Source organism: Paenibacillus oceani (assembly GCF_014705615.1).
GTDB classification, from domain to species: Bacteria; Bacillota; Bacilli; order Paenibacillales; family NBRC-103111; genus Paenibacillus_AB; species Paenibacillus_AB oceani.
Map to the genome: position 1 here is coordinate 203,311 of NZ_JACXJA010000007.1, position 17,794 is coordinate 221,104.

23 protein-coding genes and 4 tRNA genes are annotated in these 17,794 nt (G+C 54.2%); 20 read left to right on the forward strand and 7 right to left on the reverse strand.

Features of this window, described 5'->3' with window-relative positions:
• The first annotated feature begins 1 nt into the window (after position 1).
• The 8 genes from IDH45_RS07815 to IDH45_RS07850 all read left to right on the forward strand — a co-directional run bounded on the left by IDH45_RS07815 (position 2) and on the right by IDH45_RS07850 (position 4,458).
• The gene (locus tag IDH45_RS07815) at positions 2-901 is read left to right on the forward strand and encodes an ABC transporter ATP-binding protein (protein ID WP_190926274.1); all 900 of its coding nucleotides are present in this window, start codon (positions 2-4) and stop codon (positions 899-901) included.
• Positions 888-2,411, forward strand: a complete 1,524-nt coding sequence (locus IDH45_RS07820) for an ABC transporter substrate-binding protein (protein ID WP_190926276.1) — start codon at positions 888-890, stop codon at positions 2,409-2,411. The genes IDH45_RS07815 and IDH45_RS07820 overlap by 14 nt, the downstream gene beginning before the upstream one ends.
• A 115-nt stretch (positions 2,412-2,526) precedes the next feature.
• Positions 2,527-3,081: a phosphatidylglycerophosphatase A family protein gene (locus tag IDH45_RS07825; RefSeq protein ID WP_190926278.1), complete on the forward strand. Its 555-nt coding sequence runs from the start codon at positions 2,527-2,529 to the stop codon at positions 3,079-3,081.
• 165 nt (positions 3,082-3,246) lie between these two features.
• The gene (locus IDH45_RS07830; protein WP_190926519.1) at positions 3,247-3,453 is read left to right on the forward strand and encodes a hypothetical protein; all 207 of its coding nucleotides are present in this window, start codon (positions 3,247-3,249) and stop codon (positions 3,451-3,453) included.
• Positions 3,454-3,570: 117 nt separating this feature from the next.
• Positions 3,571-3,644 (forward strand) — tRNA-Met (locus tag IDH45_RS07835).
• Positions 3,645-3,663: 19 nt separating this feature from the next.
• Positions 3,664-3,740, forward strand: a tRNA-Ile gene (locus tag IDH45_RS07840).
• 49 nt (positions 3,741-3,789) lie between these two features.
• Positions 3,790-3,872: transfer RNA gene (locus tag IDH45_RS07845), tRNA-Leu, on the forward strand.
• Between the two features lie 154 nt (positions 3,873-4,026).
• Positions 4,027-4,458 (forward strand): hypothetical protein, encoded by a 432-nt coding sequence (locus IDH45_RS07850; RefSeq protein ID WP_190926280.1) that lies wholly within the window; start codon positions 4,027-4,029, stop codon positions 4,456-4,458.
• Positions 4,459-4,782: 324 nt separating this feature from the next.
• Here IDH45_RS07850 and IDH45_RS07855 read toward each other — a convergent pair whose 3' ends face one another.
• Positions 4,783-5,721 (reverse strand): S-layer homology domain-containing protein, encoded by a 939-nt coding sequence (locus tag IDH45_RS07855; protein ID WP_190926282.1) that lies wholly within the window; start codon positions 5,719-5,721, stop codon positions 4,783-4,785.
• A 179-nt stretch (positions 5,722-5,900) separates the two neighbouring features.
• A complete protein-coding gene (locus IDH45_RS07860) occupies positions 5,901-6,083 on the reverse strand; it encodes a hypothetical protein (protein WP_190926284.1) in 183 nt (60 codons plus the stop codon).
• Positions 6,084-6,337: 254 nt separating this feature from the next.
• On the opposite strand from IDH45_RS07860, the gene IDH45_RS07865 reads away from it, so the two are divergent.
• From IDH45_RS07865 to IDH45_RS07880, 4 genes are all read left to right on the forward strand, one after another.
• On the forward strand, positions 6,338-6,796 hold the full coding sequence (locus IDH45_RS07865) for a GreA/GreB family elongation factor (protein WP_190926286.1): 459 nt from the start codon (positions 6,338-6,340) through the stop codon (positions 6,794-6,796).
• Between the two features lie 124 nt (positions 6,797-6,920).
• Positions 6,921-7,223, forward strand: coding sequence for a YolD-like family protein (locus IDH45_RS07870; RefSeq protein ID WP_190926288.1), 303 nt, complete (start codon positions 6,921-6,923; stop codon positions 7,221-7,223).
• 77 nt (positions 7,224-7,300) lie between these two features.
• Entirely contained in the window at positions 7,301-7,702 is a 402-nt protein-coding gene (locus IDH45_RS07875; protein WP_190926290.1) for a hypothetical protein, read from the forward strand.
• Between the two features lie 371 nt (positions 7,703-8,073).
• Positions 8,074-8,146, forward strand: a tRNA-Val gene (locus tag IDH45_RS07880).
• A 358-nt stretch (positions 8,147-8,504) separates the two neighbouring features.
• Here the strand turns inward: IDH45_RS07880 and IDH45_RS07885 are convergent.
• The 3 genes from IDH45_RS07885 to panD form a co-directional block, all read right to left on the reverse strand.
• Positions 8,505-8,681, reverse strand: coding sequence for a hypothetical protein (locus IDH45_RS07885; protein ID WP_190926292.1), 177 nt, complete (start codon positions 8,679-8,681; stop codon positions 8,505-8,507).
• Between the two features lie 96 nt (positions 8,682-8,777).
• Positions 8,778-9,509, reverse strand: a complete 732-nt coding sequence (locus IDH45_RS07890; RefSeq protein ID WP_190926294.1) for a YheC/YheD family protein — start codon at positions 9,507-9,509, stop codon at positions 8,778-8,780.
• Entirely contained in the window at positions 9,490-9,903 is a 414-nt protein-coding gene (gene panD / locus IDH45_RS07895; RefSeq protein ID WP_190926296.1) for an aspartate 1-decarboxylase, read from the reverse strand. The genes IDH45_RS07890 and panD overlap by 20 nt, the downstream gene beginning before the upstream one ends.
• 188 nt (positions 9,904-10,091) lie before the next feature.
• On the opposite strand from panD, the gene IDH45_RS07900 reads away from it, so the two are divergent.
• Together IDH45_RS07900 and IDH45_RS07905 are read left to right on the forward strand one after the other, a co-directional pair.
• Complete coding sequence (locus IDH45_RS07900; protein WP_190926297.1) at positions 10,092-11,297, forward strand: threonine synthase; 1,206 nt, start codon at positions 10,092-10,094, stop codon at positions 11,295-11,297.
• A gap of 80 nt (positions 11,298-11,377) precedes the next feature.
• Positions 11,378-11,701, forward strand: coding sequence for a DUF1811 family protein (locus IDH45_RS07905; protein WP_190926299.1), 324 nt, complete (start codon positions 11,378-11,380; stop codon positions 11,699-11,701).
• 106 nt (positions 11,702-11,807) lie between these two features.
• Here the strand turns inward: IDH45_RS07905 and IDH45_RS07910 are convergent, their stop codons facing one another.
• The gene (locus IDH45_RS07910) at positions 11,808-12,110 is read right to left on the reverse strand and encodes a 4a-hydroxytetrahydrobiopterin dehydratase (protein ID WP_190926301.1); all 303 of its coding nucleotides are present in this window, start codon (positions 12,108-12,110) and stop codon (positions 11,808-11,810) included.
• Between the two features lie 192 nt (positions 12,111-12,302).
• On the opposite strand from IDH45_RS07910, the gene IDH45_RS07915 reads away from it, so the two are divergent.
• Complete coding sequence (locus tag IDH45_RS07915; RefSeq protein WP_190926303.1) at positions 12,303-12,524, forward strand: hypothetical protein; 222 nt, start codon at positions 12,303-12,305, stop codon at positions 12,522-12,524.
• A gap of 36 nt (positions 12,525-12,560) precedes the next feature.
• Here IDH45_RS07915 and IDH45_RS07920 read toward each other — a convergent pair whose 3' ends face one another.
• Positions 12,561-12,944 carry a cupredoxin domain-containing protein gene (locus IDH45_RS07920; RefSeq protein WP_190926305.1) on the reverse strand — a complete coding sequence of 128 codons (384 nt, stop codon included), beginning with the start codon at positions 12,942-12,944 and terminating at the stop codon, positions 12,561-12,563.
• Positions 12,945-13,254: 310 nt separating this feature from the next.
• Between IDH45_RS07920 and IDH45_RS07925 the strand changes: the two genes are divergently transcribed.
• The 5 genes from IDH45_RS07925 to IDH45_RS07945 all read left to right on the forward strand — a co-directional run bounded on the left by IDH45_RS07925 (position 13,255) and on the right by IDH45_RS07945 (position 17,745).
• Positions 13,255-13,524 (forward strand): hypothetical protein, encoded by a 270-nt coding sequence (locus IDH45_RS07925; protein WP_190926307.1) that lies wholly within the window; start codon positions 13,255-13,257, stop codon positions 13,522-13,524.
• Between the two features lie 111 nt (positions 13,525-13,635).
• Positions 13,636-14,946 (forward strand): S8 family peptidase, encoded by a 1,311-nt coding sequence (locus tag IDH45_RS07930; RefSeq protein WP_190926309.1) that lies wholly within the window; start codon positions 13,636-13,638, stop codon positions 14,944-14,946.
• Positions 14,947-15,168: 222 nt separating this feature from the next.
• Positions 15,169-16,167 carry an ABC transporter ATP-binding protein gene (locus tag IDH45_RS07935; protein WP_190926311.1) on the forward strand — a complete coding sequence of 333 codons (999 nt, stop codon included), beginning with the start codon at positions 15,169-15,171 and terminating at the stop codon, positions 16,165-16,167.
• A complete protein-coding gene (locus tag IDH45_RS07940) occupies positions 16,164-16,967 on the forward strand; it encodes an ABC transporter permease (RefSeq protein ID WP_317891167.1) in 804 nt (267 codons plus the stop codon). Before IDH45_RS07935 ends, IDH45_RS07940 begins: the two co-directional genes overlap by 4 nt.
• The gene (locus IDH45_RS07945) at positions 16,951-17,745 is read left to right on the forward strand and encodes an ABC transporter permease (protein WP_190926313.1); all 795 of its coding nucleotides are present in this window, start codon (positions 16,951-16,953) and stop codon (positions 17,743-17,745) included. The genes IDH45_RS07940 and IDH45_RS07945 overlap by 17 nt, the downstream gene beginning before the upstream one ends.
• The last annotated feature ends 49 nt before the right edge of the window (positions 17,746-17,794 follow it).

Here is a 17,794-nt window from a genome sequence, read left to right on the forward strand (position 1 = left end):
GATGATTACTTGCGAAGGGTTAGTCAAAATTTTCAAAACCGACGAGATCGAGGTCGTCGCACTGCAAGGCTTGAACATTTCGGTAGAAGCCGGCGAGATGATGGCGATTATCGGCAACAGCGGAAGCGGAAAGTCGACGATGCTGAACATTCTGGGCGGACTCGACCGCCCTTCCGCGGGCCAGGTCCGGGTCGGCGAATGGGATCTGCTGAAGATTACCGACGAACAGCTGGTAGAGTACAAGCGCAAGACGGTAGGCTTCATCTGGCAAAATAACGCTCGGAACCTGCTTCCCTACTTGACCGCGCTGGAAAACGTGGAAATGCCGATGATGCTGAACGGCAAGGTGGATCGCGCCTACGCCAAGCAGTTGCTGGACTGGGTCGGGCTGAAAGAGCGGATGAACAACAAGTTGTACCAGCTCTCCGGCGGGGAGCAGCAACGGGTCGCGATCGCCATCTCGCTGTCGAACCGGCCTTCGCTGCTGCTGGCCGACGAACCTACCGGTTCGGTGGATACGCAAACGTCGGACCTGATCATGGATATTTTCCGCAGGCTGAACAAGGAGATCGGCATCACGATCGTGATCGTCACCCACGATCTGTCGCTTGCCAGCAAGGTGGACCGGGTCGTGGCGATCCGCGACGGCCTTACGAGCACCGAATTCGTCAAGCGGAACGAAAATCTCGATTTCGATGCAGGGGCCGGCGCTCATCTCAAAGGAATCCGTGCGGGGCACGAGGAGTATGTCGTGCTTGATCGCGCGGGGCGTCTGCAAATTCCTAAAGAATACTTGCAAGCTCTGCAAATCACGAACAAAGCGTCGATGGAATTCGACGGCAAGACGATTACGATTAAAGCGCCGAAACAATTAGGGGGAGAAGCGAATGAATCAATCTAAACCGCGATGGCTTAAAACGTTGACCGGCCTTACGGCAATTGCGACCTTGACCGTGCCGGTACTGGCAGCATGCAACAAAGGGGAAGGACCGGGAGATAAGGGCGAGCAGGTGCTGCGTATCGCGACTCCGTATTACGGCGAGGAAGATGAATACTTCCGCCAGCAGTTTACCGAAATTTTCGAATACAATAATCCGAACATCAAGGTCGAGATCGTGTCTGCGATCAATCAGGACCAGTATCGTTACGGACCGAGACCGGAAGGGGAAAAGCCGGAAGATCCGAACGAGAAAATGAAAGAGCTGATGAACAGCGATAACCCGCCTGACGTCGTTATGCTTAACTTTGAGCAGCTTCCCGATCTGATCAGCAACAACATGCTGAAGCAGCTCGACGCGGACATTACGAAGGATAAATTCGACTTGTCGGACGTAGTGCCGGCTGTCATCGACGGGATCAAGTCCGCAGGCGAAGGCAAGATTTACGCGCTTGCGCCGACGTTCTCCTCTCAAGTGCTGCTGTACAACAAGAAACCGTTTGACGATGCGGGTGTAGGGTACCCGAAAGACGGCATGACCTGGGATGAGATGTTCGATCTGGCGCGCCGGGTATCGAAAGGCGAAGATGAAAACCGCGTCTACGGATTTTCTTTTAACCAATACAATTACGGCTCCAAGGAAAACTTGTTCCATGAGATGAGGACGTATACGGCGCCGCTTCAATTGCGTACGTTCTCGGATAACGCTGAGAGCATGACGGTGGATTCCGACCAGTGGGAAAAAGTATGGTCGACGATGATCAGCCTCAGCAAGGAGAAAATATTCCCCGAGCCGATCGATTACAGCAAGATGGATGCGGCCAGACGGGCGCAGATGGCAAGCGGCGAGTACAATCCGTTCCAAAACAATACGTTCATGAACGGCAAGCTCGCGATGACGCTTGGCCATACGTACAATATAAACGAACTGATCCGCAGCAACAAAAATGCGGCCAACATTAAAGGGTATACGCCTATCGATTGGGATATCGTCTCGATGCCTTCGCATCCGGAGTTTAAAGACGTCGGCGGCAACGTGTACCTGAACGGTCTGATGGGTATTAACGCCAAGGCTCAAAACTCGGCGGCGGCGTGGAAGTTCATTAAATTCATCAATGGCGAAGACTGGGCAAGACTGAAGTCCAAAAGCGTCAATCAGCTCGTATCCCGCGCGAAGTACATTCAGCCTCGCGACGGCATGCAATATAACATCAAAGCGTTCTACACCATGAAGCCGGTACCGGTTCAGGACGAGATGAGCGAGTTGTATCGTGAATTCCAATATATCGGCCAAGTTAACGATATGGGCCGGGAATACTTCAAGAAAGCGATTGAAGGTACCGTTACTGTCCGTGAAGCTCTGAAAGAATGGCAAACGGCCGGAGATGCGGCGTTGAAGCAGATGAAGGATAATCCTAACGCTCCGATCAACATCATGCCCGGCGGCGGCTCGATGATGATGCCGGCGTACTAATCGATGAAGGATGCCGGATCGCCGACAGAGGCGGTCCGGTTTTCGCATTTTCCGACAAATTCCGGGAAGTCCATGCTATAATGAACCTATGTCTGACATCGAAGGGGAGATTTCAATGCGGAAACGGGTCCACAGCAAGGATGTAAAGGAAGCTGCACTGCGCAAGCTGCAGGAGCGCGGTGTACAGCTTGAAGATATCGCTCATATCGTCTATGAGATGCAATCTCCCTATAATGCGGGTTTGAAGCTGCAGTTGTGCCTGGAAAGCGTTCGGGCGGTGCTCGAGAAGCGCGAGATTCAGCATGCGATATTGGTGGGAATCGAGCTCGACCAGCTGGCCGAGAAGCAGATGCTATCCGAACCGCTGCAGTCGATCGTCGAGACGGACGAAGGGTTGTTCGGCTGTGACGAGACGCTGGCGCTTGGCTCGGTATTCGGCTACGGGAGTATCGCGGTTACGACGTTCGGTCATTTGGACAAGCATAAGGTCGGAGTGATCAAGCGGCTCGATACGAAAAGCGGGAACGGCGTCCATACGTTCCTGGACGATCTGGTGGCGAGCATCGCGGCTTCCGCGGCCAGCCGGATCGCTCACCGGATGCGCGACGAGGAGGAGCGCCTGGAGGCGGTCGATAACCCTGCGGTGCTTCGGGGAGAGCATGCGGGCTGAATAAACGGTATTGAACCTCTCACGCAGAGATGCGGGGAGGTTTTTTTGCGGTCTTTTTCGTTTATAGCGGGGGCGTAAGCGTTAGGGCAAATAGCGTGCTTCTGAAACTTTTTGCATAGAATCGTACCGATCCCGGTAAAAAAATGGGGGAGATGGGATATGCTAATGAGAGAACAAAATCAAAGAAAGGATCGGTCGGAATTGAAGATGCAATGGGTGTACTGGGTCAAGCTGTATGAAAGCAAATTCCAGGCGGGCTGTCTGGCAAAACGGATGGAAGAGGATTGGTGGATCTATGGCTACGAATGCCCGCAGTCGGTGGAAGTGTTCAGGTCCAGGAAAGGCCGGTTCGGCGTCCGGTATCAGCTGTAGGGAACAAAGGAAACTTACGTTCCGTATCAATAAGTGAAAAAAATATTGACATCCACTCTTCATATGGTGTATATTTATTTTTGTCGCTGTCGCGAACAGGACAGCATTTCCAAACGACGCGGGGTGGAGCAGCCCGGTAGCTCGTCGGGCTCATAACCCGAAGGCCGCAGGTTCAAATCCTGCCCCCGCAATAATCTTTTCCGCTCATTGGGGCCCTTAGCTCAGTTGGTTAGAGCGGTCGGCTCATAACCGATTGGTCGGGGGTTCGAGTCCCTCAGGGCCCACCAGAAATAGAATGCGGCAATCATAGATTGATAGGAACGTCCATACATACATGCCGGGGTGGCGGAATGGCAGACGCACAGGACTTAAAATCCTGCGGGGGCAACCCCGTACGAGTTCGAGTCTCGTCCTCGGCATAAACCTACAATCCAAAAACACAAAACGCTTAGTTAAAGACAGCGGGAGTTGATCCCCGTCGATAACTCGGCGTTTTTTTGTATAGGCGAACCAGGTTCGACCTGGTTTTTGAGTGTAAACTCCAAGAGAACAGACTGCTTCCGGGATGTGTCCATGATGATCATTGAAAGTCTTGTCGACCGCAAAAACCAGGCGCCGTTAACGGTGCTGCTTAAACTGAAAAAGGGCGACCCGGTCGATTTGCGTTTGGAGGACGGTTCCTGGAAGGCATATGCGCACGGCGCCTATCTGGGGGCGATCCCCGATTCCTATGAAATAAACGGGAGCCGTTATCAGCATGCGGTCATAACTAAGATGGAGCGGACCGTTACGATAAATTTCTCGCTGCGATGTGTAACGGTTCAAGAACTGCAAGCGCATGCGGAGAAGCAACGTGTGGAGACGGAACATTACAAGAAGAAGTATATTCAATATCAAAAAGAAAAAGAGTCGGACAAGTATAGACCGGGCACCTCCAGCGGCGTTAGTCTGTACGATAAAGAGCTGGATAAAGAGTTAACTTGGGATTATGACCCCGAGCCGTGACTTTGTCAAGCATCGTTGCAAAGCAGTGTATATGTGAAAGTAGTTGCATAGCAGTTGATCTGTAACGTCAGGAAAAGAGAGCTCAGCGGTTAACCGACTGCCAGGGGCTCTCTATGGTTATCAATGATCTGGCAGCATCGATTGCTAGAACGGATATCCAAATAATGGGCCGGATTGTGGGGCTGTACTAAAGAAATAGTGGAATGCAGGGCGGACGCACAGGATTTTAAGTCCTGCGGGGGCAAGCCCGTACGCCCTCGGAAAGTAAAAAAGAACTCCGGCCAAGAGCGTCCGCTCTGCCGAAGTTCCCGGGTGAAGCTTATCTTACAACGCGTCGGAAGACGAAGTCGATCCGGCGGCCGGCTGCAACACCGGCTTATAGGTTGAGGCGACGTAGGTGTCGATTTTGGCCTCGCTGATTACTTGCGGATACATTTTATCCGGATCGGGCTGATGAAGCTCGTAGGAGATCAACGCTTGGCCGTCAAGGGTGAACTCGATGTTCGATACCGAGATTCCGTATCCGGGATGCGGTCGGTTGCTCCAGGTTAAGGTTACTTTGTTCACATCGTCGTTTACTTTCGTAACCGACAGCGATACGTCCGGATCTACCGCTGGAACGGGCTTGATCGGTTCGTGCTTTTTGGCGAACAAGATCGCCTGGTTCAGCAGACGGGCGGCTTCGCTGCGCGTAATTTCGTGTTTCGGATAAAAATATCCGTCGTCAAGCTCGGTAATTTTGCCGAGCAGCAGATGCTGGATGCTGTTCATGTAGGCTTTGGTTACGTCCGCTTCATCCTTCAGGATGACGTACATTTTAATGAACGCATAATCATTTTTGGCGGTCAACGCATGGAACAGCAGATCGGCATACTGTTCTTTCGTCAAGTTTTGCAGCGGATCGACGTCCCTCGGAATAGGCAGGCCGTTATGATGCGCATAGATGAACGATTCTGCGTACCAGGCGTCGTTAGGAACGTTGGTGAAATAATCGCTTGCTTCCGGTTTCTTAATAAACCGGATATGATCGATATTCAAATCAAAAGCTTTAACCAGCATCGCAACGCCTTGCGCCATTGTGACTTTGCCTTTGGGGGCGAAATGCTCGGCCGATATGCCGCTGACGATGCCGGCTTTCTGAAGCGCGGCGATATCCGCCTCGTTAGGATCACCTTGTACGTCGGAGAAGGCATAAGCGGAGCCGCCCAGCATCATCAGCAGGGCGAGCAGTGCGGAGATTAGGACGGTTGCCCGTTTTTTCATTTCATTCACCTCTTCTTCTGATGTTATCGTGCAATCGATCGATCAACCTTCTAAACGGAAAACGCTGGAGAAATGTTGCAAAGTTAATCCACTTTTTTTGAGAATGCGAGTATCGCTAGAAACCGAACAAACGCCAGAAGCGGAAGCGATACTCCGCAATCTGGCGTTTGTTGGTTGGATTATTCGTTCAAGCCGGCACGGCCGGTGCTTGTAGCGAGAGACGAATCGGCCGGTGAAAAGGCGATCAGAGTTACCGGCTGTCCGGTTTCCTGCTTCAATTTTTGTTCCAGCTGAACGATCTCTTGGATAAGAGCGGGTTTGCCGTTTAAATCGGTGTATTCGTATTCGTTGCGAGTGGACAAGTGTCACTGCTCCTTTCCGCGCAAAAGCCATCATTTCCATCCTTCCAAACCTAATCTTAGACTGTCCCGAAAAATTGCTTTCTATACCCGGCATATTCTGTATTGGCAGACAAGCCCGTTTTTGTTAGAATGCGTGTAAGGCCCCGGATCGGGGTCTGTTTGTCCATATGAGGGAGGAGATGAAGCGATGATACAATTATCAGTGCCGATCGTCAAACCCGTCGCGGCAGCACGGTATGGAGGTGATGGCTGCCATGAGCCATAGTGATGCCAAAGGAACAAGAGACGCTTTAATCGGGCAGCTCGTTTATTTTGACGAGCAAGTGTCTTCTTTCTTAGATGAATACAGCGATTCCGCCCGTCAGGACCGGGTCAAGCTTCGCAAGTTGATCGAGCGTTACCAGCGTAAGCTGCAGGATGTTACGTCCAGAAACGACGATCGTCTCGACGAATCGCTTCGATCGGTTGTGCTGATCGGCAGCAGCGTCAAAATCGAATTTCCGGAAGACTCCATCGTGGAAACGTATACACTCGCTTTTCCTGAGCATATCGATCCGGACCAAAACCGGATCTCGTTTTTGTCGCCGCTCGGGATCAGCCTGTTGTTGGGAAGTATCGCCGATACGGTAACCGTTGAAGGGCCGGGAGGGAATTATGTCGTTCATGTTCAGGAAGTGAATTTCGCGGAAAACGCCGTGTATGCAATGCCATAAAGCTGGAAGAAACGCCGGGTCGGACGTCGGACGATCCGGCTTTTTGCATAGTGGCGGACGATTGACTTCATCTGGAGCTTCCTCTATAATATAAGAACAAACGTTCTTATTCGGAGGGTTCGCGATGTGTAAAGTTCCTGTTGAGTGTATGGCTGTCGATAGTTCAACGGCTGCCCGGTCATCCGCAAGACGGATGCCTGACCTGGACGATCGGCAGTATGAAGAGAACATTCGATCGCTTGCGGTCGCTTTATTTACAGAGAGCGAAGCGATCGTCACGGTATGGGGAGACGAGGAGGAGCAGACCATTCAAGGACGGATCACCAAGCTGGATAAGGAACGCAAAAGAATCAAAATCGAGAACGAATGGGAATACAGCTGGATCGACTTCGCCGATGTGGCAGGCATACGTCTTCTCTTAGATTGAAGCGAAACTCCCGGATATGGTATGCTGCTTCAGAGCGGGCTTTTCTAACAACCTATCGAGTAATGGAGCAGAGCGGTATGAATAACACTATCGACAAGCAATGGGTATCGCGTAAAGTGCAAAGTTTGATTGCGATATCCGAAGAACTGATTTCTTTCCTGCAAACGAAGCAAGGTGAGGACGGGACGATCCGGATCACGCTTAAAGATTTGGCTGCGGAGCTGAAAACATCCGTGCCGTCCGCGACTGAGCGGCTCGATCGGCTGATCGATTTCGGCCTGGTCCGGCGTATCGATTCCCGTTCGTATCAGATGGTGCATACGAACTTGGCGCAGACGCCTTTAACGAAGATTGAAGAATTGATGCAGGTCGTATCGGATGTGCCAAGCTCCAGCTATAAGCAGCAGGCGGAGGCGCTGGGCATATCGGTGGAAGAGCTCGAGATCGTATACGGATATTTTGTTCTTCTCCTGAAGTAGCTGCCGAGTCAAAGGAAGATCCGGACCGGCACCCATGCACCAATAACGGGAATATCCCGGATGTGCTTCATCCAGAAAGCTCCGCCGGCAACGCCGCAACCCAAGGTATGACATGATCCGTCCGCTCCTATCATATACTGCTATCACCCTGGGCTAGAGGTGAGAGGATATGGAGCGTAACGGTTCTGCGGTCAGAGGTTTGTTGTTCGCCGCGCTGCTTGTGGCACCGGTCTGGGGCGTGCTGATCTGGTTATGCAGCCGATAACCGGGATCGGGCCGTCTTATGCAGCCGGATTATTTTAAAAAAACAGAATCGAAGGTTGACATGATAGGCGATCCTTGGTATTATAGTTTTTGTCGCTAATGAATACGACCTGTTAGCTCAGCTGGGAGAGCACTATCTTGACAGGGTAGGGGTCAGTGGTTCGAGCCCACTACAGGTCATACCAGGAAAGCCTTGAGATATCAAGGCTTTTTTCTATTTTCTATTAGCCGGAACGGACCCGATAAGAGTTGTTTGTAGCCTTTATTTTGCGCATAACCCGCTATGGACGGGGAAATAGCAGCGGTTTGGAGCTCTTAAAATTGGCCATAGGGGTGCAGACCCCGTCAACGGCTTGAAATAAGAGCTGCAAACCGCCTTTATTCGCTTCCATCTATCAAAAAGTCGAGAGACTCTTATGGCGCTCGACCAACCGCCCTCCTGCAGCAAAACGCCGCACGCTGAAAGCAACGTGCGACGCAATGAGATTCACTTCTTCCTTTGCAGAACCCCAACAGACGGCTTCTTACAAATGCCGCGTCAATCGGACACGGTCGGACCGTCCTCATCTGCATGTTGCTGCTCCACGTATTGACTCTGATCGCTGCCGTAAATAAAATCGACGGAATAGTCGATACCGGGCTGATCCGAGCCGGAAGCGGAAGACAGGCTAGCGGCTGCTTCGCGGTGATCGGCTGCTTGTTCCTCGTTGTACATGGAAATCCCCCTCTCGGTATTAACGGGAGTTTGCACCAGGAGGGCGGTATTTATGCAGTGCGGATTATTTTTGCCGATCCGGACCGCGCTTGCTTTTTACTTTTGATAACGGACGATTCTCCGGTACATGGACCGGTTCTTCAGCTTCAAGAACAGCGACTTGGCCGGGTGAAAGTTCGCCTCGATGATCCATACCCGCCCTTTGTTATCGATCCCCACATCCAGGCCGACCGTGCGAATCCGGTAATAGTTGTGAAGCTGCCGGGCGGCCTTCAGCCCGATCGACTCGACCCGGTGCTCAATCTCGCTAACCGACCGGCCTTGAACGTCGGACCGCCGGATCGCATCGGAGAGAGGCACGACTTTGCCTTTGCTGCGAGCGGTATTCGTGATGATGTACCCGGCCCCGGCGATTTTCGCCAGCTGCCCTGTCAGCACCCATTCCGAGCTGCCCCGCTTGCGCTGCACCATGACGCGTGCGTCGAACGGACGTCCGTTCACCTTCGCCAATCTGATCTTCTTTTGCACAATGTAGGAGGCGCCTTTTGTTATGCGCTTGATATACGCATAAGTTTCGCTTAACCCGGTTATCCTCTTTTTGCTTGTGCCGTGATGGAGCTTGTAAGATTGGCCTCCCTGGGAGACGACCGACATGACTCCGATTCCGCCCGAGCCGGAGAAGGGCTTGACGATCACTTTGCCGTATCGGCTGATCAGTTTCTGAAAATGGCTTTTGGTCATCGAATACGTTGACGGAAGGGCGGATGCCAACTCCGAAGACTTTTTCAATACCCGGTATTTCGCCAGTTTATTTCGGCTGTAGCGCATTCCAGTTCACTTCCCCTGTCTCATTAAATAAAGGGTGATCCTCGTAGCGGGTAATCCGGTTATCCGGATCGACGAAGACGACCCGAGGGACCAGCTTGCGGATCTCCTCTTCGTCATACAAGCCGAGACTTAACACAATGACCAGATCGCCGGGCTGGAACAAATGGGCGGGCGGTCCGTTCAGACAGATTTTCCCCGAGCCTTCTGTGCCGGGAATCGCATACGTTTTCCAGCGCGTAGCGTTGCGGAGACTGGTGACCTGGACCATCTCGTAGGGATGGATATTCGCCGCTTGCATCAGGTGAGAGTCGATCGTAATGCTTCCTACATAGTCCAGACTGGCTTCAGTGACGGTTGCCCGGTGAATTTTTCCTTTGCACATCAATCTCTTCATGCCGTAATGATCCTTTCTCTTCTCGACGAGTAGTCATTCTTGCGGTCGATCTCAACATCAGACTATGCACATCTGCACAGGAACGTTTGGGAATCGGTGAATTTGGCGCAGGAATAGGCGTCAACCCTCGAACTTTCGTACAGGGGTTCATACGTTGTAAGGAAGCTTGAGAACGGGGGGATGCTGCGATGAGATTCGGTTTGGTTTGCGGAACATGCGGGAAACAGAAGCCGTTCGACTTACAAGGGATGAAATGCGGCTGCGGCGGTACTTTGTCGGTGGAGTACGATCTCGAACGGGTCGGCCGGACGCTGACCAAGGAAAGCTTGCAAAGCCGCGTAACGTCCATGTGGAGGTACGAGGAGTTGCTGCCTGTCACGAGCATGGCCCATATCGTAACGCTTGGGGAAGGGTGGACCCCGCTGATCCGGTTGTATCCGCTGGAGCGGCAGCTGCCGCTCCGCAAGCTGTGGGTCAAGAGGGAAGAGCAAAATCCGACCGGAAGCTTTAAGGCGCGGGGCTTCTCGGCGGCCATCTCGGTGGCCAGGGAGCACGGTGTCCGGAAAGTGGCCGTTAATTCCAACGGCAACGCCGCTTCGGCTCTAGCCGCCTACGCCGGCTATGCGGGCATGGAAGCTTATGTGTTCCTGCCGAAGGATTGTCCGGGGCTGATCGCAGCGGAATGTTCGCTGTATGGCGCGTTTACTTGTCTCGTAGACGGATTCATTCACGATGCGGGCCGCATTATTCAGGACGGCGGTCGGGAACAAGGCTGGCACCATGTCGGCACGCTGAAAGAGCCCGGCAGGGCGGAAGGTAAAAAAACGATGGGGCTGGAGCTCGCGGAACAGCTCGGCTGGAAGCTCCCCAGCGTGATCGTGTACCCCACTGGCGGCGGATCGGGGCTGATCGGCATGTGGAACGCGTTCATGCAGTTGAAGCGGCTCGGATTGCTGATGGGCGACTTGCCGAGGATGGTCAGCGTGCAGGAACAAGGCTGCCAGCCGGTAATCGATAATATGGAACGTGGCGGACCGTTCGTGCCGATCACGTCCGGTGTTAGTTCTAATCCGACAGGGATGCGCGTTCCCGAGCCTCCGGATGGTGAGCTGATCGTCCGGGTGCTGCGAGAGTCGGGCGGCACCGCTGTAGCCGTATCCCCGGAAGAGATCCGCTGCGCGCAGGCGGAGATGGGCAAGTCGGGCATATCGTCTTCGCCCGAGGGGGCGGCTGCGTGGGCGGGGTTCCTTCGACTACTGGACCGGAACTGGCTGCGTCCAAGCGATGAAGTCGTCCTGTTTAATACGTCGCACGCGATGAAATACACGCCGAGTCAGCCGGATCGATTGCCGGTCGTCAAGACGTATGAAGAATGGAAACGCCGGCGGGCCTAGGAGGTCTGCCGGCCTGCGATTGTGATATAATAGCGTCAGCACGAAAACATAGATTACGCTAGCCTGTGCCGGAGGATCAGATGAAACGATACAGTGAGATGAATCAGGAAGAACTACAGGAGCAGATCAAGCTGCTGAAACGGGAGCGGCGGCGGGCGGAGTTTCCGAGCCAGGCGGAGATGCTGGAGCGGAAAATCTGGATGGTCAAAGCGTACTTGCTGTCCCCCGAGTCGTTTCCTCCCGGACAGTATGAGGTGGAAGGGCACTCGGAACCTTTTGAGCTCCGTTATGTGAACGGGGTGATGGCTTGGGGCAAGATGGGGGATGAGGACGAAGCGAGCTTCTTGCTCTCCATGCTGAAGCCGAAGGAAGCGAGCAGCACGGCTGCGGAGAAACCGTCTTGAACGCGGCTCGTCCTCACCCGGATTCCCGCCATGGACGGGAAAGACGGCCGGATGACGTTGTCCGATCGCTGCAGGCGACACCGCTTTGCGGCAACTCTCCGGCCTGCTAATCCGCCCCGCACATCGAACCGAACAGTCGGTCGCAGCGGTCGATCAGCTCGATATCGAGCTGTGTAATGCCGCCTTCGCTCCAGGTTGTGACGCTTAGTGTTACGACTTTATACTCAATCGTGATCATCGGATGATGGTTCAGAGCTTCGGCGATCATCGCGGTTTGCTGTACGAATTCGATGCCTTTCATAAATTGCGGAAACCGGTATTTTTTGATAAGCCACTTGACGTCTTTGCGTGTCCAGCCAGTGCGGGTCGCCAGCAGCTCCTGAATGTGCTCGTCGGTTAATCTGCTCATAATAGCAGCACCACTCTCCAAATCTAGTTCTCGTTTATCGGACGGTGTGAACCGGAGGACGCGCCGTCCTTCCTCTTATTATACACGAACATGAAGGCAGGGAATGTCGGGATGTTTAAATTTAATGCACAATTGATGTTTGAAGCCGAGATTCGTCCATTCCAGGCGTTTGCCGAACGTAGGGGGCCCTTTGTGGACATCTATATGCGGCTCGAGCCGGAAGGGCAGAGCTGGCCGGACGATTTGACCGAGCCGGGGGCTCTGGTCATTTGCGACGAGACCGGAAATCCGATCGACTATGTCGTGCAAAGCGAAGGGTGCGACTGCGAATACCGGTTCACAGAGAGCGAGAAGGAACAGCTCCGGCGGTATATCGCAGAGCAGAGGCTGATCGAAAAATGCCAGATAGAATGAAAAAAGAGAGGGAACCTGTCCCTCTCTTCGTCGTTATTAAGCTTCAACAATCAATTTGGCTTTCATGTTTGCGTGGCCTGCACCGCAAGGAACGCTGCATACGATCTCGTATGTACCCGGTTTGTCGAACGTAACTTCCTTGGACGTATCTTTGCCTTGCAGCGTAACTCCAAGTCCGTTAATTTCGATGCCGTGAACGCCTTCCGAGTTTTTCAATACGACTTTCATCGTTTCGCCTTGTTTCACTTTGTATTCCGCTTGATCGAACTTGAAGTTGCTGGCCGTTATTTTTAACTGCGGCGTACCCGATTCGGCTGCAACATCTTCCTCGCTCTTCTCCGGCGTTGCGCTGATCATCAGGAAAATCAGACCGAAGGCGCAAGCTCCGAAAAACAGAGCGGACATGACCCATTTATACATGTGTGGTCCTCCTCGAACAAAATGTCACTTCAAGATTATACGCTATTTCGGAATTCAAATCCATTCGCCCTTTCCTTCACTTTATGACAAAACGTTGAACAAATCGGTACATCCTTCATTGTTGCCTGTTCATCCGGACATCAAACGGCGGCGTTCGCACCTTTCCATTGCTGTCGGCTGCGCAAATTTCCGCAACAATCATAGAAGTAGGCGCACGACCAATTTGACGCCCATGGGTGTTTAACCGTGTTCCGGGTAGGTGCTTCCCCATAGACTAATGTAGATTGCAGGACACAAGGGAGGTGCAATAATGGAATATATGCCAAAGCAGACCGGGTTCAAACCGATGCCAGCTCCGATGCCGGTCGCCCCGATTTCGGCAGGACCGATGCCCATGCCCATGCCCATGCCGATGCCGGCTCCGATGCCGATCGCCAAGCCTTCGTATGAACACGTTTCGGTCAGCTACGTGCAAGCCCCTGTTTGCGAACCGAAGAAAACTCACGGCTGCGCCAGCTCGGCCGGTATCATATTGGTACTGTTCATCCTTCTTGTCATCATCAGCCGCGGTAAATGTTAAGCGAAATGAAGCGGCGGATGGAAGCCGGGGCTTGCTGCTCCGGCTTTGTCCTTTCTACATGCCGGAACGAACCGATCCGGCACGAAACGATACGGGTGGTGAAGGTTGGGAATGGAGAAGCCGCAAGGCACACATCGTAAACGCTCCGATATTCATCCGAAGATGAGCCCGCTTTTGCGTAAAGCGGTTTCCGGTATGATCCGCCGGAACGAGGGCCGTTCCGCGAGCGGCAAGCTGCGCGTCATCATCGAATTCGACCGCAAGCCTTCGCTGCGGATGGTCGATTCCTTACGGCGCAGCGTCGTGACTCACGCCCACCGGTTCGAGCCGTTGCGGAGAATGTCGCGGGTATACGCGCTGTCGGCGATCGTATCGGTCGCATGCCTGCGCAGGCTGTGCCGCCATCCGAACGTGCTTCGCATTCATTTGGACAGCAAGCTGAAGATCAGCTTAAATGTCGCTACGCCTTCCGTGGGTGCCACAGCGCTGCAACGACGCGGAATTGGCGGGAAAGGAATCGCCATTGCGATTATCGATACCGGAGCTTACCCGCATCCGGATCTGACCCGGCCGGTCAACCGGATCGTAGCCTTCAAAGATTTCGTGGGACTCCGGACCCGCACTTACGACGACAACGGTCACGGAACGCATGTGGCGGGCGATGCGGCCGGCAACGGGTTCAGCTCCCGTGGCAAATACCGCGGAGCGGCCGATCAGGCCAAGCTCGTTATTTTGAAGGCGTTCGACAAGTTCGGGGATGCGAACAGTTCGGACGTCATCGCGGCCGTCGACTGGGTATTGCGCCACCGTAAAAAATACAATATTCGCGTCGTGAACATGTCGTTCGGCTCGCCGGGCGTAACCCGGTGCTCCGACGATCCGATATGCCGGGCGGCCGAGCGGGCATGGAGAGCCGGACTCGTCGTCGTGACGGCCGGAGGCAATTCGGGACCCGATCCCCGAACGATCGAATCCCCGGGGATCAGCCCGCTGCTGCTAACCGTCGGAGCGGTTAATGACCGCCGTACGATCCGACAGGCGGACGATACGGTTGCGCTGTTCTCCAGCCGCGGTCCAGCCGCCGGCAACCGGATCAAGCCCGACTTGACCGCTCCGGGCGTTAACATCATCTCGCTGCGGGCTCCGGGATCGACCCTCGACCGGAACAATCCGTCTGCGCGGGTGGGCAACCTGTATTTCAGACTGTCCGGTTCGAGCATGTCCACGCCGATCGTAAGCGGCGGCGCCGCCCAACTGCTTCAGCGGTATCCCGCTTTGAAGCCGGAGGGGGTGAAGCGGCTGTTGAAGGCCGGAGCGTTCAAGCTGAGGAAAAGTCCGAATGCGGTCGGCAGCGGGGTGCTGAACGTCGGATTCATTGCAAAACCGCTATTGCCAGTCGTCAGAAGCCGTGGTAAGATATAGCATTATTACGGAAGGGCCTCTAGGGATCCGCGGCGGCTGGAGAACAGCTTGCCGGCGAACCGAGCGAGGCCGGGCGCAGGCCATAACCGATCGCGCTACACCGCAGGGATAAAAGACCCGTGGCAAGTTCCGGCTCATGATACGATGAGCGGACTGCAACGGGTCTTTTGTGCTTTAATCGGATGAAGAGCGTACCAACAACGTTAAGGAGGGAGAGCGGCTGTGAAAGCAATCCGGGTGCAAGGACTGACGAAGCGGTTTAGTCAAAAGCGGAAGAAAGCAGGATTAAGGGGCAGTATGCGGGCGCTGTTTAAACCGGAATATACGGAGAAGACAGCCGTTAGCCCGATCGACTTCGAGGTGGAGAAGGGGGAGTTTTTGGCATTTCTCGGCCCGAACGGCGCAGGCAAATCGACCACAATCAAGATGCTGGCGGGCATTCTCCACCCGACGGCCGGTTTTGCCGAGGTGCTCGGATTGTGTCCGTGGAAGGAACGGAAGAAGCTGGCTTACCGGATCGGTTCCGTATTCGGGCAAAAATCGCAGCTGTGGTATCATCTGCCGCCCGCGGATACGTTCGAACTGATGAGACGGATTTACGAGCTGGAGGAGAGCGATTATAAGAAACGGCGCTCGGAGCTGATCGAACGGTTCGAGCTGGGACCGTATATCGATATCCCGGTGCGGAAGCTGTCGCTCGGCGAACGGATGCGCTGCGAGATTGCCTCGGCTTTGCTTCACCGGCCCAGTGTCGTTTTTCTCGACGAACCGACGATTGGCCTCGATGTCGTGGTCAAGCAGCGAATCCGTGAGATGTTGCGCGAAATGAACGAAACGGAGCGGATGACCGTATTTCTCACGTCGCACGACTCCGGAGATATCGAGCAGCTGTGCAGCAGAGCGATCGTTATCAATCACGGGCAAATTGTGCTGGACGATAAAGTGTCCAGCCTGAAGCGCCTGTATTTGACCCGCAAGACGATCGATCTCGTGCTGCGGGAAGAAGCCGAGCCTTTCCCGTATCCGGGCGTAGAGCAGCTGCTGCGATCCGGCAGACGGCTGAAGCTGTCGGTCGATACGTCGCGGACGTCGATCGAGGAGGTGCTGGCGCAGCTCGTCGGGCGCTACCGGCTCGACGACGTGACGATCGAAGATCCGCCGATGGAAGAAGTCATCTCGCATATATACGCAAGCCATACGCAAAGGGGGGCGCTGCCGTGATTGTAGTCCGGAAAGCGGCGAAGTACGCGGCCTACGCCCGAATGACGGTGCGGAATCATCTCGCGTACGTGCTGGATTTTCTGATGCGTTCCCTGTTTCTGCTCGTTATTCTTTACATCTTTTTTCAACTGTGGTCGGTCACCTTCGAGGGCGTAGGGGAGAGCCGCATCAACGGTTATTCGTTCGAGCAGATGATCTGGTATCTGGTTGTCGCGGAATCGATCATATTGGCTTCGCCGAAGTTGAACGCGAAGGTGGAGGCTGAAGTGAAAAACGGCGACATCGGTTACCAGCTGATCCGGCCGGCCAGCTATCTGCTTATGCATTACGGCAGCTACATGGGAGAAGCGGCGGTCCGGGTTGTCGTCAATTTACTGCTCGGTTCGTCTCTGGCCACGATCTGGTTCGGCTGGAGCTGGCCCGGCTGGAACGTGCCGATGATGCTGGCGGTTATGATCGGGGCTTTTACGGTCAATTTCCTGATGGCGATGCTGATCGCGTTATGCGCGTTCTGGGTGGAGGAGACGCGGGGGCTTGACTTTGTCTACAATAAATTGCTGTTTACGGTAGGAGGCATGCTGCTGCCGCTGGAGATGTTCCCCGATACGTTGAGGAGCGTCAGCGAATGGCTGCCGTTCCAGACGATCGCTTATTTCGCGGCGAAGACGGCGGTGCTGCCCGATGCGAAGGAGCTGGTCCGGATGATCGCGATCCAGTGGGGCTGGGTCGTCCTGCTGGCAGCTGGAGCGGGGCTCGTCTACCGGAAAGGAGTGCGGAAGCTGAATGTCAACGGCGGCTAATTTGTTGAAGTTTGTGTGGGCGTGCTGGAAGCTTAATTTATCCGGAGCGATGGAATACCGGATGAGCTTTTTTTTGACGGCGGGCATGATGGTGGTGAACAACGTAGTCTGGATTTTTTATTGGGGCGTTTATTTTACCAAATTTCCGGTCGTCAACGGCTGGGAGCTGCAGGACGTCATGATGATGTGGGCGGTCAGCGCCGGAGGTTTCGGGTTGTCCGCTGTGTTGTTCGGCAACAGCTATGCGATGTCCACGCTTATTGCGAACGGCCAGCTGGATACGTATTTGACCCAGCCCAAGCCGGTGCTGCTTCACGTTCTGATCAGCCGGATGTCCGTCTCCGCTATCGGCGACGTTGTCTTCGGCTTGCTGCTGTATGCGTTGTTCGGCGACCATACGCTTGCGGGATTGCTGAAATTCGGCTTCGGCCTCGCTCTTGCGACGACGATCTTCATCTTTTTTAATGTAATCGCCCAGTCGCTCGCCTTTTACATAGGCAACGCCGAAGGAATCGGGCAGCAGGTGTTTATCGGCTTCGTCACCTTTTCCACCTACCCGACGGATATATTCCGGGGGCTGGGAAGGCTCGTTTTATTCACGGTGATTCCTGCAGGCTTCATCAGCTATTTGCCGATCGGTTTGCTCCGGGAAGTGAAATGGACGTTTCTGGCCGGAGCGACCGGCATGGCGCTGCTGGTCACCGCCGTCGGCGTGTTTGTTTTCTACCGGGGATTGAGACGGTACTCCTCGGGTAATATGATGTCGATGCGTGGCTGAAGCGAGCCCTCTAACTTGCCCCCATGGCAGTTCGATCCGGGCGATCCCG

Bases quoted from the DNA above. Each gene is read 5' to 3' on its own strand.
- IDH45_RS07930 (WP_190926309.1), top strand. From the start codon at position 13,636: ATGGAGAAGCCGCAAGGCACACATCGTAAACGCTCCGATATTCATCCG.
- IDH45_RS07925 (WP_190926307.1), top strand. From the start codon at position 13,255: ATGGAATATATGCCAAAGCAGACCGGGTTCAAACCGATGCCAGCTCCG.
- IDH45_RS07825 (WP_190926278.1), top strand. From the start codon at position 2,527: ATGCGGAAACGGGTCCACAGCAAGGATGTAAAGGAAGCTGCACTGCGC.
- IDH45_RS07910 (WP_190926301.1), bottom strand. From the start codon at position 12,110: ATGAGCAGATTAACCGACGAGCACATTCAGGAGCTGCTGGCGACCCGC.
- IDH45_RS07870 (WP_190926288.1), top strand. From the start codon at position 6,921: ATGTGTAAAGTTCCTGTTGAGTGTATGGCTGTCGATAGTTCAACGGCT.
- IDH45_RS07900 (WP_190926297.1), top strand. From the start codon at position 10,092: ATGAGATTCGGTTTGGTTTGCGGAACATGCGGGAAACAGAAGCCGTTC.
- IDH45_RS07920 (WP_190926305.1), bottom strand. From the start codon at position 12,944: ATGTATAAATGGGTCATGTCCGCTCTGTTTTTCGGAGCTTGCGCCTTC.
- IDH45_RS07945 (WP_190926313.1), top strand. From the start codon at position 16,951: ATGTCAACGGCGGCTAATTTGTTGAAGTTTGTGTGGGCGTGCTGGAAG.
- IDH45_RS07855 (WP_190926282.1), bottom strand. From the start codon at position 5,721: ATGAAAAAACGGGCAACCGTCCTAATCTCCGCACTGCTCGCCCTGCTG.
- IDH45_RS07905 (WP_190926299.1), top strand. From the start codon at position 11,378: ATGAAACGATACAGTGAGATGAATCAGGAAGAACTACAGGAGCAGATC.
- IDH45_RS07830 (WP_190926519.1), top strand. From the start codon at position 3,247: ATGAGAGAACAAAATCAAAGAAAGGATCGGTCGGAATTGAAGATGCAA.
- IDH45_RS07865 (WP_190926286.1), top strand. From the start codon at position 6,338: ATGAGCCATAGTGATGCCAAAGGAACAAGAGACGCTTTAATCGGGCAG.
- panD (WP_190926296.1), bottom strand. From the start codon at position 9,903: ATGAAGAGATTGATGTGCAAAGGAAAAATTCACCGGGCAACCGTCACT.
- IDH45_RS07890 (WP_190926294.1), bottom strand. From the start codon at position 9,509: ATGCGCTACAGCCGAAATAAACTGGCGAAATACCGGGTATTGAAAAAG.
- IDH45_RS07875 (WP_190926290.1), top strand. From the start codon at position 7,301: ATGAATAACACTATCGACAAGCAATGGGTATCGCGTAAAGTGCAAAGT.
- IDH45_RS07820 (WP_190926276.1), top strand. From the start codon at position 888: ATGAATCAATCTAAACCGCGATGGCTTAAAACGTTGACCGGCCTTACG.
- IDH45_RS07850 (WP_190926280.1), top strand. From the start codon at position 4,027: ATGATGATCATTGAAAGTCTTGTCGACCGCAAAAACCAGGCGCCGTTA.
- IDH45_RS07885 (WP_190926292.1), bottom strand. From the start codon at position 8,681: ATGTACAACGAGGAACAAGCAGCCGATCACCGCGAAGCAGCCGCTAGC.
- IDH45_RS07815 (WP_190926274.1), top strand. From the start codon at position 2: ATGATTACTTGCGAAGGGTTAGTCAAAATTTTCAAAACCGACGAGATC.